Source organism: Pseudomonas sp. NFACC16-2 (assembly GCF_900119205.1).
Classification (GTDB): Bacteria; Pseudomonadota; Gammaproteobacteria; order Pseudomonadales; family Pseudomonadaceae; genus Aquipseudomonas; species Aquipseudomonas fluorescens_Q.
The window spans coordinates 50,968-66,524 of record NZ_FPIX01000034.1; the positions used below are offsets into that span (position 1 = coordinate 50,968).

At 61.6% G+C, this 15,557-nt stretch carries 8 protein-coding genes and 2 pseudogenes; 3 read left to right on the forward strand and 7 right to left on the reverse strand.

Annotated elements, in window-relative coordinates; all coding sequences use genetic code 11:
- Window positions 1–56: 56 nt before the first annotated feature.
- From BT116_RS22875 to BT116_RS22895, 5 genes are all read right to left on the reverse strand, one after another.
- Window positions 57–521, reverse strand: a complete 465-nt coding sequence (locus BT116_RS22875) for an SRPBCC family protein (RefSeq protein WP_072347280.1) — start codon at window positions 519–521, stop codon at window positions 57–59.
- Between the two features lie 32 nt (window positions 522–553).
- Complete coding sequence (locus BT116_RS22880; protein WP_072347282.1) at window positions 554–3,973, reverse strand: non-ribosomal peptide synthetase; 3,420 nt, start codon at window positions 3,971–3,973, stop codon at window positions 554–556.
- A gap of 10 nt (window positions 3,974–3,983) precedes the next feature.
- Entirely contained in the window at window positions 3,984–4,916 is a 933-nt protein-coding gene (locus BT116_RS22885; RefSeq protein WP_072347284.1) for a diiron oxygenase, read from the reverse strand.
- On the reverse strand, window positions 4,913–5,689 hold the full coding sequence (locus BT116_RS22890; protein WP_063323486.1) for a DUF3050 domain-containing protein: 777 nt from the start codon (window positions 5,687–5,689) through the stop codon (window positions 4,913–4,915). Before BT116_RS22890 ends, BT116_RS22885 begins: the two co-directional genes overlap by 4 nt.
- Window positions 5,690–6,374: 685 nt before the next feature.
- The gene (locus tag BT116_RS22895; RefSeq protein ID WP_072347286.1) at window positions 6,375–7,067 is read right to left on the reverse strand and encodes a GntR family transcriptional regulator; all 693 of its coding nucleotides are present in this window, start codon (window positions 7,065–7,067) and stop codon (window positions 6,375–6,377) included.
- Between the two features lie 271 nt (window positions 7,068–7,338).
- Here BT116_RS22895 and lapG point away from each other — a divergent pair, with 271 nt between their 5' ends.
- The 3 genes and pseudogenes from lapG to BT116_RS31510 all read left to right on the forward strand — a co-directional run.
- Window positions 7,339–7,962 carry a cysteine protease LapG gene (lapG, locus tag BT116_RS22900; protein ID WP_371856198.1) on the forward strand — a complete coding sequence of 208 codons (624 nt, stop codon included), beginning with the start codon at window positions 7,339–7,341 and terminating at the stop codon, window positions 7,960–7,962.
- Window positions 7,963–7,976: 14 nt separating this feature from the next.
- Window positions 7,977–9,923: a cyclic di-GMP receptor LapD gene (gene lapD / locus BT116_RS22905; protein ID WP_072347288.1), complete on the forward strand. Its 1,947-nt coding sequence runs from the start codon at window positions 7,977–7,979 to the stop codon at window positions 9,921–9,923.
- A gap of 94 nt (window positions 9,924–10,017) precedes the next feature.
- Window positions 10,018–10,221, forward strand: a pseudogene (locus BT116_RS31510) (DUF6124 family protein); the annotation flags it as partial.
- A gap of 258 nt (window positions 10,222–10,479) precedes the next feature.
- Here the strand turns inward: BT116_RS31510 and BT116_RS22915 are convergent.
- Complete coding sequence (locus BT116_RS22915) at window positions 10,480–10,818, reverse strand: tryptophan synthase subunit beta (protein WP_072347290.1); 339 nt, start codon at window positions 10,816–10,818, stop codon at window positions 10,480–10,482.
- Window positions 10,819–11,001: 183 nt separating this feature from the next.
- Window positions 11,002–15,557: pseudogene (locus tag BT116_RS22925) on the reverse strand (LapA family giant adhesin); the annotation flags it as partial.

A 15,557-nucleotide genomic window follows, 5' to 3' on the forward strand; every position in this document is an offset into this window, starting at 1 on the left:
GGGTTGTCTGGGCTGACGCCTTCGCGAGCAAGCCCGCTTCCACAGGGGACTGGTGCTTATTTGAACATCCCCTGCACATTCCCCATCGCCTCATCGGCGAAGCCCTGGAGGAAATCCCTGAAGCCTGACGGCGTGTGGGCGTCGGTGTGGTCGGCGATGATGGTCCAGGTGGCGCGGCAGCGGTTGTCCGCCAGGGGGTCGACGCGCATGGCCGCCCACAGGTTGTCGATGCCCAGGGTGTTGTAGATCAGCGTCCAGGTCATGTGCATGGCCTGGTCGTCACGGCTGTTGAGCTGTTCCACCACCAGGTTCTGCCCATCGCGGAAGAATTTCTTGCGCAGGGACCTCACGCCCTCGCCGGTCATTTCGATGTGTTCCAGTGCCGGAATGAAATGGTTGAATCCGCCAAAATCACCTACCAGGTTCCAGACGCGTGCCGCGTCGGCCGCGACCTCCACCGAGGTTTCGACCTGGCAGGCTTGGGGGTTTTTGATCAGGGTGTCGGGTTGAAATGCACTCATGGTCTTGCTCCTTGCTTTGGGTTGAGGGTGTTTCAGATGAAGTCGATGGCCTTGAGGTACTCGGCGCCGCGCCGCAGCAGGGCCGGGGACTTTTCCGGGTAGCTGGCGCCCATCTGCCGCACGCCGGCACGGGCGTTGTCGTGGCTGATCAGCGAGATATCGCCGATGTCCTCCTCGAAGCCGTTGAGGTAGAAACCCAGCACGCCAAACAACGCGTTGTCGGCATCGACCCGCGCCAATTGCCGTTGCCACTCGGCGACGCTGACCAACGAAAACTCCCGGCCGCTGTCGCGAAACGACGCGACATAAGCGTCCCAGCTCAAAGGCTGTGGGTTGTGCAGGTTGAACACCGCTTGCGTCGGCTGGTAACGGCTGGCGTGGAACGCGATGAAGCGGGCCAGGAAATCCACCGGCATCAGGTCGAAATTGAGAGACAACTCCGGTACCTGGCCGAGTTGGATCGAGCCCTTGAGCATCAGCATCAAGCGATTCTTGTGGGGCTGGCAGACCCCGGTCAGGCTGTTGAAACTGATATTGCCGGGGCGAAACAGATTGACCCACACCCCGCGATCCCGGGCCCGCTGCAGGATCCGTTCGCCGACCCATTTGGACAGGTTGTAGCCGTTCTTGATGTAGATCGGCGGCGTCTTGGCGGCCGGTTGTTCCAGCACCTGGCCGTCGGCATCCAGGGCACTGGAGGCGGAAAGCGTGGAGACGAAGTTGAAGATCTTCTTGCTGCGCCCTTCACACAGGCGCAGGCACTCGAAGATCGGCTCCACGTTGTCCCGCGCGAGGGACTCGTAGTCGAGCACATGGTTGACGTGGGCGGCGTTGTGCACCAGCGCGCCGAAGGTGCGGTCTATGCGGGTGTAGACGTCGTCTGGCAGGCCCAATTGCGGTTGGGTGATGTCGGCGGCGTACACACTGACGCGGTCCAGGTCCAGGTGGGTCAGGTGATTGTCCCGCAGGGCCTGGGAGAAGCGCTCGGCCGCGCTTTGTTCAGCGCTCGCCCGCACCAGGCACGCGACTTCGGTGGCGCCCCAGGCCAGCAGTGCCTCGACGATGTGCACCCCGAGAAAGCTGTTGGCGCCAGTCACCACCACTTTGTGCACATCGCCGCATTGGCTGATGGGCAGCGGATCGAGGTTGAGTTCGGCCTCGGCATCGATGAAGGCCTGGGGGCTGAGGATCGATGCACTGTTTTGATCAGGATCGTCCAGCAACTTGGCCAAGGTCATCAGCGTCGGCGCTTCGATAAAGCGGTTGATCGACAGGCTGCGGCCGAACGTCTGGCGGATGCTCAACAACAGTCGCGACAGCAGGATCGAATGCCCGCCGAGGTTGAAGAAGCTTTCGTCGGTGGCGATGTCCTCGACGGGTAGTTCAAGCAGCTCTGCCCACAGTTGCTGCAATTGCGTCTCCAGGGCGTTCTGTGGCTGGCGGCGTTGGCCATCGACCTGCACCTGCACCGCCATGGTGAGCAAGGCCCGGCGATCGACCTTACCGTTGCTGGTGTACGGCAGGCTCGGCAATTCGACGTAGGCGGCCGGGTGCATGTAGCTGGGCAAGCTGTTCTGCACGTGATCGCGCAACGCCTGGAGGGCATCGCCGGAGTGCTCGGGATGAACCAGGAACGCCAGGATTCGCCGCCGTTCATCGACCCCCACTGCCACTTGGCGAAACATCTGGCTATCACGCAGGCAGTGTTCGATCTCCTCGGGCTCGACCCGAAAACCGCGGATCTTCACCTGGTTATCGCGCCGGCCACACAGTTCGATGCCGTTGTCGGTCCACTGGCCGATATCACCCGTGCGATAAACCCGCAGCACTTGCCCGGTGGGCAGTGTCAGGTCGAGGTAGCGCGTCGCGGTCAGTGTCGGGTCATTCAAATAACCCAGCCCGACGCCTGGGCCGGCGATGTACAGCTCGCCGGGGACACCTTGGGGAACCGGCTGCAACTGTTCGTCCAGGATCAAGACCTGGCCATTGGCGATGGGCACGCCGAGGTTGCGGTTGTTGTCGCCGACGCCGAACTGTCGTGTGGTCGCCAGCACTGTGGTTTCGGTCGGGCCGTAGATGTTGTGGAACTGGCATTGTGGCGCGAGCTGTTCGATCACGAACGGTTCACAGACATCGCCACCGGTGATCAGGTGCGCCAGGCCCAGCGGTGCATCAAGGGGCATGACGCTCAGCAGCGCAGGCGGCAGAAAGGCGTGGCTGATGTGCTGCTGGTGAATCAACGCGACCAATTGCTGCGGATCGCGGCGCTGGTCTTCGCTGGGCACCACCAGCAAGGCGCCGTGGATGAACGTCGGCAGGATATCCAGCAGCGACGCATCAAAGTTGATGGTGGAAAACTGCAACGCCCGGCTGTCGCGCTGCAACCCGACGTAGTCGCCGTACCAGGCACAGAAATGACTGAGGTTGCGGTGGCTGAGCAACACGCCCTTGGGCTGGCCGGTGGTGCCAGAGGTGTAGATCGCCACGGCCGGTTCGTCGCTGCCCACTGTGCGGCGAATCACCGAGGCTGGGATGCCTGGCTTGGGCGATGGCAGTTGATGGACATTCAGCGTTGGCACCGACAGGTCGCCCAGGTCGCTGTCGCCGTCGTGCAGCAGCAGGTCCGCCTGGGCATTTTCCAGGATGAAGCGCCGACGTTGCGCCGGATGCTGCGGGTCCAGCGGCAGGTACACCGCCCCACAGCCCAGCACCGCCAGGATCGCCGCATACAGGTGCGTGGACTTGGGCAGGCAGACACCGATCACCAAGGGGCGCTTGGCCGCGCCGCTTAACTTCTGCAACATCGGCTCTTGCAACCCCAGCGCCAGGCGGCGCAAGGATTTGTAGTCGATGAATTGCCCATCGACCCACAGGGCTGGTTGCGCCGCGTCGTCGAGCATGCGCTGTTCGATGCTGTACAGCACCGGCATGTCGGCGGCGGCGAGCAGCCACGGTACTGGCGGCCGATTGAGGCCGTGTTCGAACGCCAGCGGTTCCAGCGCGTCGAGCCCGAGCAGGGGCTGCTCGACAGCGTCAGCGTGCACCGTCGGCCAGTGATCGAAGCAGGTGTCATCCCGGGATAACTGGCTGACCAGCCGTGCGCCGGTCTCGACCACTGTCGCCAGCGTACGCAACCGCAGGGACTGACCGTTGCCATCGCTTTGCGGCGCAATCACCTCCTGGCACAACAGCCGCTGCGCGCCGTCGCGAAATATCACCACCGGTTGCGGCAATACCTCGCCGGGTAGCGTGCGCAGCGCCACGCGCACCTGGAGGCATGAGCGGGCTTCAATGGCCCGCGGTGTCGTACCGTCGTCGAGCAACAAGTCGACCATGCCGTGGTTGGCCGGCGATTGCCGATCCACGATGCCATGGCCGTGCAGCTCCAGTTCCCGGGCCAGTTCGGCCATGGCCTGGCTGGTACCAGGCACTGCAATTTCGAGGCGTTTCATCGAAAGGTCCTCATGGAGTCAGGTAATCAGCGAGGGCGTCGCGTACGCAGGGGGACGCGAGCATCGAGCTGCTGCGGAAAAAGCGCGTGATGTTGCCCACCAACGGGTGAAAACGATTGATGGGGTAGGCCAGCGCACTGGCGTCTTCACGCAGCGATTGGCGTACCGATTCGTCGACGGGCAGGTGCGCGATCAGTTCGATGTCGAACGCTTGCTGCAGGTCGCTCGCCAGGTATTGGACGACGAACCCGGGCATCAAGCGTGCAATCGCCGCGCGGTCCTCTTCGGGCGCGGTGCGCCAGTAGATCTGCACCAGTCGCGTCCAGAAACCGGAGTGGCGGCCCTCGTCGAGCAAGTGATCGGCCATCAGCCCCTTGATCGAGGCCTTGACCGAGTCGTCCCGGGCGAAGGCCGCCACTTCGTTAGTGACGGTGTTCTCGGCAATGGCGATGCAGATCAGCTCCACGGCGCTGAGCAAATGTTCCGGCGCCTGGGCCAGGGTCGCCGGTATCGCGCGGCTGAGTTCGATCTGCCCCGGCAACGGGATCGGTGCGATGCCGGTCATGTCGATGGTCTGCTGCATGAAGTCCATCGCCACCAGCGCGTGATAATCCTCGTCCACCACCACGGTCATCGCGTCGTAGCGGCAGGCGAACGGGAATTCGATGCCGAAGCGATTCTTGGCAATGCGGCGAGCGGTGTGGTCCACCAGTTCGGTCTCGAAAATCACCACGTCGTTGATGAACTTGTAGAGGCTCTGCACCAGCACAAAGTCGCGCAATTGCGGGCAGTGGCTGAGGAAGGTCTGGCTGTGCACCAGCGGCTGGCGGCTCATGGGGAAGATCAGCTTGTCGTCGTCTTCGACCCGGCGCCGTGGCCGGGTACGGATCGTGGCGCGGCTTTCCCAGGCGTCGGCGAAGGATTGGTATTCGACAGCGTTCATGGCATCACCTGTGCAACCGGCTGGGTCATGCTCTGGCGCAAGCCATCCCACAGGGCCGCGCGGCTGTGGACAGCGGCGAGCGCGGCGACCAGTACTTCGGTTTCGCGCTGCGGGTCGCCATCGATCAGCCGGGCCAACAACTTTTCGGCCGCCGGGCCATGGTCTTCGGAATCGACTTCGATGTGCCGTTGCAGGTAATAACGAAAGGTCGGCGCCTGATCCAGGCCAATGCCCCAAGCGTCGAGCATGCGCTGGAACATCTGCGGGATGACACTCTCGCGACCGTGCACGAAGGCGGCGGCTACACTGTGGGCCGGGGCGTGCAGAGCGGTGTGCAAGGTCTGGCGGACAAACCGTGCCGCCGCCGGTTCGACCTCGACGCTGTCCAGCGCCGTCTCGGGGCTGACGCCTTCCTGTTGCAGGGTGATGAATTGCTCGATCGCGCGGGTATCGGCACCGATTTCCCGCATGGCGTCCAGGTACAGTTCGAAGTGGCTGCAATAACCTGCGCCGGGGCGGTCATCCGACTCTTCGCCCAGTACGATTTCATTGATCAAGCGTGCCGCGTGCGGGTCGGCCGGCGGCAGCCAGGGCAGGTGGACGCAGGTGAGTTCGCGTTGCAGCCGCTTGGTCAGCGACATGAAGTCCCAGACGGCAAAGACATGGCTTTCCATAAAGCGGCGTAACAGATCAATTGATGTAATCTCGGAAAAAACCGGGTGTTGGCCAAGTTCGTGTTTTTTTAGAGATAGTTGTTCTTTGGATGGCTGCATCGGAACGTCCTCATCAATGATGTTTTGTCCGGAAGGTTGCTCGTTGTTTAATCAAGGCGAGCGGGTGCCTGAACCGGAATCCATGAATTACCCAAGTGGCTTAAGTATTCGCTTTCAGTACGTGTTGTGGGGTTTTGTGCCCGTGTTTAAAGGGTTTTTTCAAAAGTTCAAAGGGTCGCCAGTAACGCGACGAATAAAAAACTAATGCATGCAACAAGTTGTCGGCAAGTATTTTTTTAATTATTTAAAGTGGGTGTTTTATTGGGCGCGAAGAGGGCTTTTAAAACTTTTTATATAAGTTTTATTGGGGCGAAGAAGCTCCTTCCGATTTGCGAGTATCAGAATCGAATAGTTCGAGTGAATGCCTCACTCGGAGCACTTCAGGGATCGGGAAGTTAAGAACTTTTATGTTATGGGCAGGACGTCGGTCGGACATCCGATCATCCCGCCGGTTGGACGACGCTCCTTGCGTATTGGCTTCGATTCGCCTGGCCTCAGCCAGGCGTTGACTTCTTCAGGTCTGTTTTGAATCGACAAGCGCAAGAGTGAGCCCAAATCGATGGCAGTGCCATTGAACTGATGGGACGACGAGTCGCGGCCACGGCCAGGCCGCGCCGCGCAGGCGACAAGTGAGTCGGAAGGATATGTAAGAAGTTTTTACGCCGGCTGGACCGTCGAGGTGGGATCAAGGATTCGACGACTGTTCCAGATACCGGCGCATGGTGACAGAGGCTTTTTCCAGGTGCCGCTCCAGCAATGCGACGGCTGTATCGATGTCCTTGGCACGCGCCGCATCGAGCAGCGCGCGATGATCGTCCTGGCTCAACTTGCCCAGCCCCATGGATGACAGATGAAAACGCAGGAAGCGCTCTTCTTCATTGAGCTCGCGCTCGATCAGGTCCAGCAGCTTGTTGTTGGGGGCCTTGTGATAAAGCGACATATGGAACAGGCGGTTGAGCTTGCCGATCTCGGCGTGTTCGGTTTCCGTTTCCAGCTGTTCGATGTACCGGGCGGCCAGCGCCAGGTCATTGTCATCGAGCAAGGGGATGGACAGGCGCAAGGCGAACGATTCCAGGACCGAACGCAGGGCATAGGTTTCTACCGCATTGTTGGTGATCAACGGTGCCACGACGGCGCCCTTGTGCTGAACCACATTGAGCAGTGACTGCGCTTCGAGCTGACGCAACGCCTCGCGCACCGGCATGCGGCTCACGCCGAACAGGTCGGCCAGTTCCTGCTGGCGCAGCGCGGTACCGCAAGGCAAGCGTCCATCGAGGATGGCCTCGCGCAGAGACTCTTCGATGATCGAGCGTGCCTGGTCAGCCGGAATGGGGCCGTTGATCTGGATAGTGCTGAGCGGTTTGGGCTTCTGTGTCACGACAACGCACCCTGATTGGTAGTAAAAATTGGATCCAGGCTCACGTTAGTTACAGGTTGGTGAGCCGTCAAAGTCTCTCGACCGGAGGTTCCTGAACTAAAGTTTAGTCTGCCTGCGGTGATTGCACCTTGCCATTGTCTTTTAGTGGGCCAGGCGTCACCATCCAACGAATTTCCAACGACCCTTTTCGGACGTATTTCCCTTGGCTGCACCGTTCCCTGTCCTCAGGTCCTTGCGCTGGCTATGTTCGGCATTGTTGCTGGCCGGCCTGATGCTGGGCGGCCTGCAGGCCGACTGGGACTTTGCGCAGATCAGCCGGCGGGCGCAAGCGTTATATGGTCCCTTGGGCGAAGGTCAGCAACGGATCGACGCATGGCAGCAGCTGTTGGCGACCCAGAAACAGATTCCGGAACTCGAACAGCTCAAGGTGGTGAACCTGTTTTTCAACAAACAGGTGCGCTACGTGGAAGACATCGACCTGTGGCGCGAGGTCGACTACTGGGAAACCCCGATCCAGGCCTTGTGGAAGGGCGCTGGCGATTGCGAAGACTACGCCATCGCCAAGTACTTCAGCCTGCGTCATCTTGGGGTGTCCAGTGACAAGCTGCGCATCACCTACGTCAAGGCCTTGCGGCAGAACCGTGCGCACATGGTGCTCACCTATTACGCCACGCCCGAGGCGATGCCGCTGGTACTCGACAGCCTGATCGACGGGATCCTGCCGGCCAGCCAGCGAACCGACTTGCTCCCGGTCTACTCTTTCAATGCCGAAGGGCTGTGGCTGCCGGGCGCCAAGGGCAACAAGAAAGTGGGTGACACCAAGCGCCTGTCCCGGTGGCAGGATGTGTTGAAAAAAATGCAGGCCGAAGGTTTTCCGGTCGAGACGACTAACTAGGAGCGCGCGCTCAGATGTCCTTGTTCAAACAGCTGTTGATCGCTATCTGTCTGTTCCTGGTGGTTGCCTTCAGCGGCAGCTTCATGGTCAGCCTGGAGAGTTCGCGGGCCCAGTACGTCAACCAGTTGCGCTCCCACGCCCAGGATGCGGCCACGGCGCTGGCCCTGTCGCTGACGCCGAACATCGACGACCCGGCGATGGTGGAACTGATGGTCAGCTCGATCTTCGACAGCGGCTACTACGCCAGCATCCGCGTGGTCGACGTGGCCACCGACAGGACGCTCGTCGAGCGCACCGGCACGCCGGACGCCGGCAGCGTGCCGCAATGGTTCGTCAAGCTGATCGGCCTGGAACCGGCCGGTGGCGATGCCATCGTCAGCCGCGGCTGGGAACAGGCGGCGCGGGTTGAAGTGGTCAGCCACCCGATGTTCGCCCTCGCCAAGCTGTGGCAGAGCGCGTTGGGCAGCCTGGGTTGGCTTTTGCTGTGTGGCGCCGTCAGCGCGGTGCTGGGGGCCTTGCTGCTGCGTCGCCAGCTCAAGCCGCTGGACTACATGGTGCATCAGTCCCATGCCATCGCCCGTCGCGAGTTCCTGAGCCTGCCGGAGCTGCCGCGCACGCCTGAACTGCGCCGGGTGGTGCAGGCGATGAACCAGATGGTCGAGAAGCTCAAGGCGCTGTTCCAGGAGCAGGCCGAGCGCAGCGAGAAACTGCGGGTCGAGTCCTATCAGGACAACCTCACGGGCCTGGCCAACCGGCGTTATTTCGAAATGCAGCTCAATGCCCGGGTGAGCAACCCGGAGCAGGCCAGTTCCGGTTATCTGCTGTTGTTGCGGGTCAAGGACCTGGCCGGTTTGAACCAGCGGTTGGGCGGGCAGCGCACCGACCAGTTGCTCCAGGCCGTGGGTGAGCAATTGCTGCGTGAATGTGCGCGGTATCCGGAAACCCACAACCTGGTCACGCGTATTCGCGGTGGGGAGTTTGCGGTGTTGGCACCTGGGCTGGTGCGCGAGGAGGCGCTGCAACTGGCGCAGAACCTTGAGGCTGCATTGGCGAGCCTGCATGCGACCGGCGCGACGGATGTGGCGTCGGTGGCCTCCATCGGGCTGGCGCCGTTCGTCCATGGCGACTCGCCGCAAGCGGTGCTGCAGCTCGGCGACCAGGCCCTGGCCCAGGCCGAAAGCCAGGGCGAACCGGGTTGGGCCTGCCTGGATCACAGCGCGGTGGCCAGCGTCGGTGATGATCACCATGCCTGGCACACGCTGCTCGACCAGGCCTTGAATCATCAGCGCTTCGAGCTGTACTTCCAGCCGGTGGTAGCCGCCCGGGACACCCAGGTGGTGTTGCATTACAAAGTGCTGTCGCGGTTGCTCGACGAGCAGGGCCAGACCATCCCTGCCGGGCGTTTCCTGCCCTGGTTGGAGCGCTTCGGCTGGACCGCGCGCCTGGACCGTTTGATGCTCGAGCAAGTGCTCAGGCAAATGGCCGGGCATGAGCAATCTCTGGCGTTGAACCTGTCTTCGGCGACCTTGGCCGATCCGCAGGCGCTGAACAAGATCTTTGAGATCCTGCGGGCGCATTCCAACCTCGGGTCGCGCTTGACCCTGGAAATTGGCGAAGAGCAACTGCCGGAGCAAGCGGTGCTGGAGCAGTTGACCCGGCGTCTGCGTGAGTTGGGCTTCTCCTTGAGCCTGCAGCGTTTTGGTGGGCGGTTCAGTATGATCGGCAATTTGTCGCGGCTGGGGCTGGCTTACCTGAAGATCGATGGCAGCTATATCCGCGCGATTGATCAGGAAAGTGATAAGCGTTTGTTCATCGAGGCTATCCAGCGCGCTGCCCACAGTATTGACTTGCCGCTGATTGCCGAGCGGGTGGAGACGGAAGGGGAGCTGGCGGTGATTCGTGAGATGGGGTTGTTTGGGGTGCAGGGGCAGTTGGTTGGGGAGCCTCGGCGGTGGGGGTGATCCTGAAACATTGATCCCTCTCATGTTCCGCGTGGGAATGTAGCCAGGGACGCTCCGCGTCCCGGAGAGCGGAACGCAGAGCGTCCCCAGAAGCATTCCCACGCAGAGCGAGGGAACGATCTGCCCGCCTCAACGCACCCTCGACTACTACTTCAATCCCAAACCAACCGATGAAGCCCCGGGAAAAAACCCAATCGCCCAGTTCTTCATGGTCTCTCCGGATATCCACACCGAAACCCTCCTGGCCAACGCCTCCGAAGACTTGCTGTCCATCAGCGCCATCGCCGCCGACCTGGCCACACGGGAAAAATATCGAGATCAACACCGATTAACTGTGGGAGCGAGCTTGCTCGCGATGTCAGCCCTTCAGCTCTTTCCCCAACTGAAGCCGGACGCCGTTGTGGCGAGGGGATTTATCCCCGCTGGGCTGCGAAGCAGCCCCAAATGGCTGAATGTGGGCAACCTGACACTCCGAGGCGACTGGTTTTAGGGCTGCTGCGCAGCCCAGCGGGGATAAATCCCCTCGCCACAACGGTTTGTGTTCTGCTCGGGCAGGTTAGATCAACCCCTTCTCATCATCATCGATCAACCGGCTCAACCCGCCCAAGGCTTCCCGGGCCTGGGTGCGGTCCATCAGCTTGGCCTGGGCCGCCGGTGGCAGGTCGGTGACGCGGATGACGCCTTTGCTGGTCAGCACCTGGATCAAGTCATCGAGTACCCGGATCATCTCCAGGTCGCTCTGCTTGAGTTGCTTGAGGCTGTTTTCCACCGCCTGGTTGGCGAACCAGTCCTGGATCTCGTGGCTGTCGGCCGGCAGGGTTTCGGTGGCTTCGGCATAAGCGGCGGCTTCTACGCGCACCAGCAGGCCTTGTGCATCGCGTTGCACATAAAACATCGGGCATCCCTCATGTATGAAGCGGCGTCATGCTGGGCAGCATAGGCCAACTGCAGGGGAGTATGAACACTTATCCCGTGGCGAGGGAGCTTGCTCCCGCTGGGCTGCGCAGCAGCCCCTAAAAACAGGGCCGCTTCGCGCCCCAGCGGGAGCAAGCTCCCTCGCCACGGGTTTGTGTCAGGTTCAACTGTTGTTGTGATCGACCTTGATGGTCGGGTCGCTGCCGGCGATCAACGAGTTCAGGTTCACGTTCGACCAGTTGTTGCCTTCGAGCTTGATCGTCACGTCCGGGGTCGCGGCGCCGCCGTTGGTGGTGTTGAACTGGCCGGAAGTGCTGACTTGCAGCGACGACACGCCGTCGACCGTACTGATTTTCAGGAAGTGGTCGATAGTGCTGCCGCTTTCGCCCTGCAACAGATCCCGCAGGTCGATCCGGTCACCTTCGCCGGCGTTGAAGTTCTTGATCACGTCGGTGCCGGTGTCGCCGGACTTCCAGACAAAGGTATCGCCGCCCAGACCGCCGATCAGGGTGTCATTGCCCTGGCCGCCGATCAGTGTGTCGTTACCTGTGCCACCCAGCAGGATGTCATTGCCCTTGCCACCGTTGAGCATGTCGTTGCCGCCCTGGCCGAAAATGATGTCGTTGCCGGCGCCGCCCAGCAGGGTGTCGTTGCCATCGTGGGCACCGGACACATCGAACGCGGTGTAGTGTTCGGTGATGTACTGGTGCACGTTGCTGGTGGTGACCTTGCTGACGTCCACGCCGCTCTGTTGGGCGACGAAGGCCTGGATGGCCTGGTAGCCCTCGCCGGTAACGCCGTTGAAGCTCACCAGGTCGCCGAACAGGATGTCATTGCCGTCGCCGCCGTTGACCGTATCGGCGCCCGGCAGGGTCGCTTCGGTGTGGCCGATGATCGAGTTGGCCAGGTTGTTCGGGTCGATGTTGGTCTGCGGCTTGCCATCGGAGTCGTAGGGGGCGAGATCGGACAGGGTGACGCCGTTGTTCAGGCCGATGGCTTCAACGTTACTCAGACCTTTGAGCAGCGTGAAGCTGGCCGTTGAGCCGTCTGCTGCCGAGGAGTCGCCCCACCAGCCGCCGGCCTGGTTGGAGAACTCGAATGTGCCATTGCCCTCGGCATGCACCGTGCCGACGTAGTTTTCATTCCAATTCTTGCCGTTCTTGATCGACAGGAACATGTCCCCATTTGCTTCGATGGTGAATTTGTGTGTGCTGTCGATCGTCTGGGTGTAGTACTTGCCAACGGTGTAGTTGGCCGCGCTCAGGACGTCGTCGAGTTTGACGGTGCCGTACAACACTGGGTTCGTCTCTTCGTCGGACTGGTAGCGCGTTGGCTCACCGTCGGTGATGAAATACGTCAGGTTCTTCGCGCCGGTATTGCTCAGGGCCTGGGTGCTGTTGAAGAAGTTTGCGGTGGTCTTGAACACATCTTCATAGTTGGTATTGCCGCCGGACACCATCGAGTCGAGCACGCTCTTGAGCAGTGTCAGCGCGTTCGGATCGTTGAGGTTGACCGCAACGTTCTTGTTGACCTGGTTATCGAAATCCGCCAGGAAAATGTTCACAGTCCCTGAGTTGCTGCCCAGGCTCTGCTTGAGCGTATTGAACACCGAGGTCAGCGAGTTCTTGGCTGCGGCGATGGAGGAATCGCTCATGCTGCCGGAGCTGTCGACCATGAAGGCGATGTTGTAGTTGACCCCAGGCACCACGGTCAGGCCACCGATGTCGGCGACGACGATGTCGTTGCCGTCGGTGCCGGTGACGTTGTCACTGCCCGACGTGGCGGTGACGGCGTTATAGGTCGCCGGATGCACGGTGACGGGGATCTGCGCCGTGCTTGTGGCCGAGCCGCCGAGGGCTTCGGTGGAGGTCGACGTCACGGTCAGGTTGAACTGGCCGTTGTAGTAGGTCGGTGGCGTCAGGGTCAGGCTGCCCAGGTTCCAGCCACTGACCGATGCTTCGCCGTTGCTGCCCACGGTCGCGAAGTGGCCCGCGCCGTCGCTCAGCACACTGCCTTCCGGCATGCCGCCAATCTTCACGCTCAGGCTTTCGGAGCCGTCGGTGTCGGTCAGGGCGGTGGTGATTTTCGACAGGTGCACGCTGGTGCCTTCGGCGCCTTCGTTGAGCTTGAAGCCGTCGTAGTAGCCTTCGCCGTTGGTGCCGTGCAAATCGGAGACCGTCACGCCGGCGTTCGTCAGGTCGGTCACGCCGGTATACAACGGCACGCCGGCGCCGTTCAGGTCGACCGGTGTGCTGCCGTTGACCGACAGGTTCACGTCATAACTGCCCGGGCCGGTCTGGTTATGGTGGTAGATGTCCAGGGTGTAGTAGCCGCTAGTGGTCGGGGTAAACGAACCGTTCAACTGGCCACCCGCGCCCCAGGTGGTTGCCGCGACGGTTTTGCCGCCGATGGTGACCAGCAGGCTGTCGTCGCCGGTACCACTGAAGGTATAGGTCTTGCCGGCTTCGAGGAAAATCAGGCCCGAGGTTTTCGATGCGGTGCCAGGGGTGACGTTGCTGTCCGATTGTACGTTGGTCACGGTGCCGCTGCTGTTCGGCGTGCCGGCGGCATCGATAACCGACTTGAGCGTGCCGGACGGCGCGCCGCTGCCATCGGTGCCCAGGCCCGACAGGCCGGTCCAGACTTCCTTGATCAAACCGGTGGAGGTCACGTTGTTGCCGGCCACGTTGAGGGTCGGAGCGTCGGCGACTGGCGTGATGTCGATCTTCACGGTGCCGGTATTGCCCAGTGCCTGGCCGTCGGTTGGCTGGAACTTGACCTGTGCGTAGTCGGCCTGGTTATTGCCCGTGCTGCTGCCAACATAGCCATTGGCACCGGATTCGTTGGCGTCCGGAGTGAAGCGCAGCTTGCCGGCGTCGATGTCAGCCTTGGTGAAGGTCTGGTTGTTGGCCACGTCTTTCCAGGTTGCACCGTCCAGATACTGCAACTTGCCATCGGCCGGCAGCTCGGTGATTTTCACACCCAGGCTGGTGGCGGAGTTGTCCACGTCGCTGATGCCGAACGTCGACCAGCCGAGGACCAGTGAAGTGTCTTCGGTACCGGTCACCGCGCCGCCAGTGGCCACCGGCGCGTCATTGACCCCGACCACGTTCACGGTGGTGGTGGCGGTGTTGGAGTAGCTGGTGCCGTCGGTCACCGTCACGGTGATGATGCGCGGCACGGTACTCGGATCTTCGCTGTTGTTGATGAAGCTGATGTTCTTGATCTGCTGCATGTAGTCGGCCAGCGTCGCATTGCCCGTCAGCGTCAGGACGACCTTGCCGTCGGTGCTGTTGGCGTTGATGCTGATGCCATTGACGCTGTTGCCCAGGTTCAGCGCATCGCCAGGCTGACGGTTGGTCAGCACGATGGTCGCGCCGGTCAGCAGGGTGCTGTCCGGGTCTGTGATGCTCAGGTCGGTGTCGGCGATGGACACGCCCGGGCCGGTGGTGCCTTCGGTGAAGGTCACCTGGTAATCGGCGCCGGTCTTGCCGCTGGAGTTGTTGGCGTCCAGGTCGAGTGCCGGTGGCGCATCGTTGTCGATGATCGAGGTGCTGACGCTGCCGTTGGTGCCGCTGACCGCCAGGTGCTCGAAGTTGCCACCGGTGGCCGAGTCGATCTTGACCACGAAGTTTTCGGTGCCTTCGGTGATCTTGTCGTCCAGCGTTGCCACGTTGAAGGTGGCGCTGGTGGCGTTGGCCGGGATCTTCACGGTGTAGACACCGGTGAAGTCTGTGCCGTCGGCGGCGGTGCCGCTGTAGACGATCTTGAGGGTCACCTCGGTTTGCGCCGGGTTCGTCAGGCTGACGGTATAGGTGGCCGCCTGGCCTTCGGTGACCGACGTGCTGCCAGTGATGCTGACGGTGGTGTTGTCGACAGTGTCGCCCACGGCCGTCGACGCGCCTGTCTTATCGACACCGATCGCTTCGAGGTTGCCGCCGGACGCCGATTTGATCGACTCAGTGACGGCCGGTGCGCCGGTGTAGACATCGTTGCCGACGGCGACGTCCAGCACGCCCGAACTTGCACCAGCGGCGATGGTGATGGTTTTGCCGCTGTCCAAGGTAACCGTCACAGGACCATTCTGCGCGGTGACCGGGTTGCCGTTGGCATCGGTCAGGGTCGCGGTATAGGTGATGGTGCCGTTTTCGTTCACGGTTGGCGTAGCAGTCAGCGTCACGGTGGTGGTGTCGTTGACGTCACTGACCACCGTGCTGACCGGTGCGGTATTCGGCGCGATGGCTTCGAGGTTACCGCCCGTGGCGGTACTGATGCTTTCGGTGACGGTGGTCGGGCCTTGATACACGTCGTTGCCAACCGCGACATCCAATACGCCCGAGCTTGCGCCGGCAGCGATGGTGATGGTCTTGCCGCTTTCCAGGGTAACGGTGACCGGACCATTCTGCGCGGTGACTGGATTGCCGTTGGCATCGGTCAGGGTCGCGGTGTAGGTGATGGTGCCGTTTTCGTTCACGGTTGGCGTCGCGGTCAAGGTCACCGTGGTGGTGTCGTTGACATCGCTGACGATGGTGCTGACCGGCGCCGTGTTTGGTGCGATGGCTTCCAGGTTGCCACCGGATGCCGAAGCAATCGATTCGGTGACAGTCGTTGGCCCCTGGTAAACATCGTTACCCACAGCGACATCGAGCACGCCGGAGCTCGCGCCCGCCGCGATCGTGATCGTTTTACCGCTGTCGAGCGTAACCGTCACAGGACCAT

Excerpts from the sequence above, each read along its gene's own strand:
- BT116_RS22875 (WP_072347280.1), bottom strand. The coding sequence starts at position 521 with ATGAGTGCATTTCAACCCGACACCCTGATCAAAAACCCCCAAGCCTGC.
- BT116_RS22880 (WP_072347282.1), bottom strand. The coding sequence starts at position 3,973 with ATGAAACGCCTCGAAATTGCAGTGCCTGGTACCAGCCAGGCCATGGCC.
- BT116_RS22885 (WP_072347284.1), bottom strand. The coding sequence starts at position 4,916 with ATGAACGCTGTCGAATACCAATCCTTCGCCGACGCCTGGGAAAGCCGC.
- BT116_RS22890 (WP_063323486.1), bottom strand. The coding sequence starts at position 5,689 with ATGCAGCCATCCAAAGAACAACTATCTCTAAAAAAACACGAACTTGGC.
- lapG (WP_371856198.1), top strand. The coding sequence starts at position 7,339 with ATGCTGGGCGGCCTGCAGGCCGACTGGGACTTTGCGCAGATCAGCCGG.
- lapD (WP_072347288.1), top strand. The coding sequence starts at position 7,977 with ATGTCCTTGTTCAAACAGCTGTTGATCGCTATCTGTCTGTTCCTGGTG.
- BT116_RS22915 (WP_072347290.1), bottom strand. The coding sequence starts at position 10,818 with ATGTTTTATGTGCAACGCGATGCACAAGGCCTGCTGGTGCGCGTAGAA.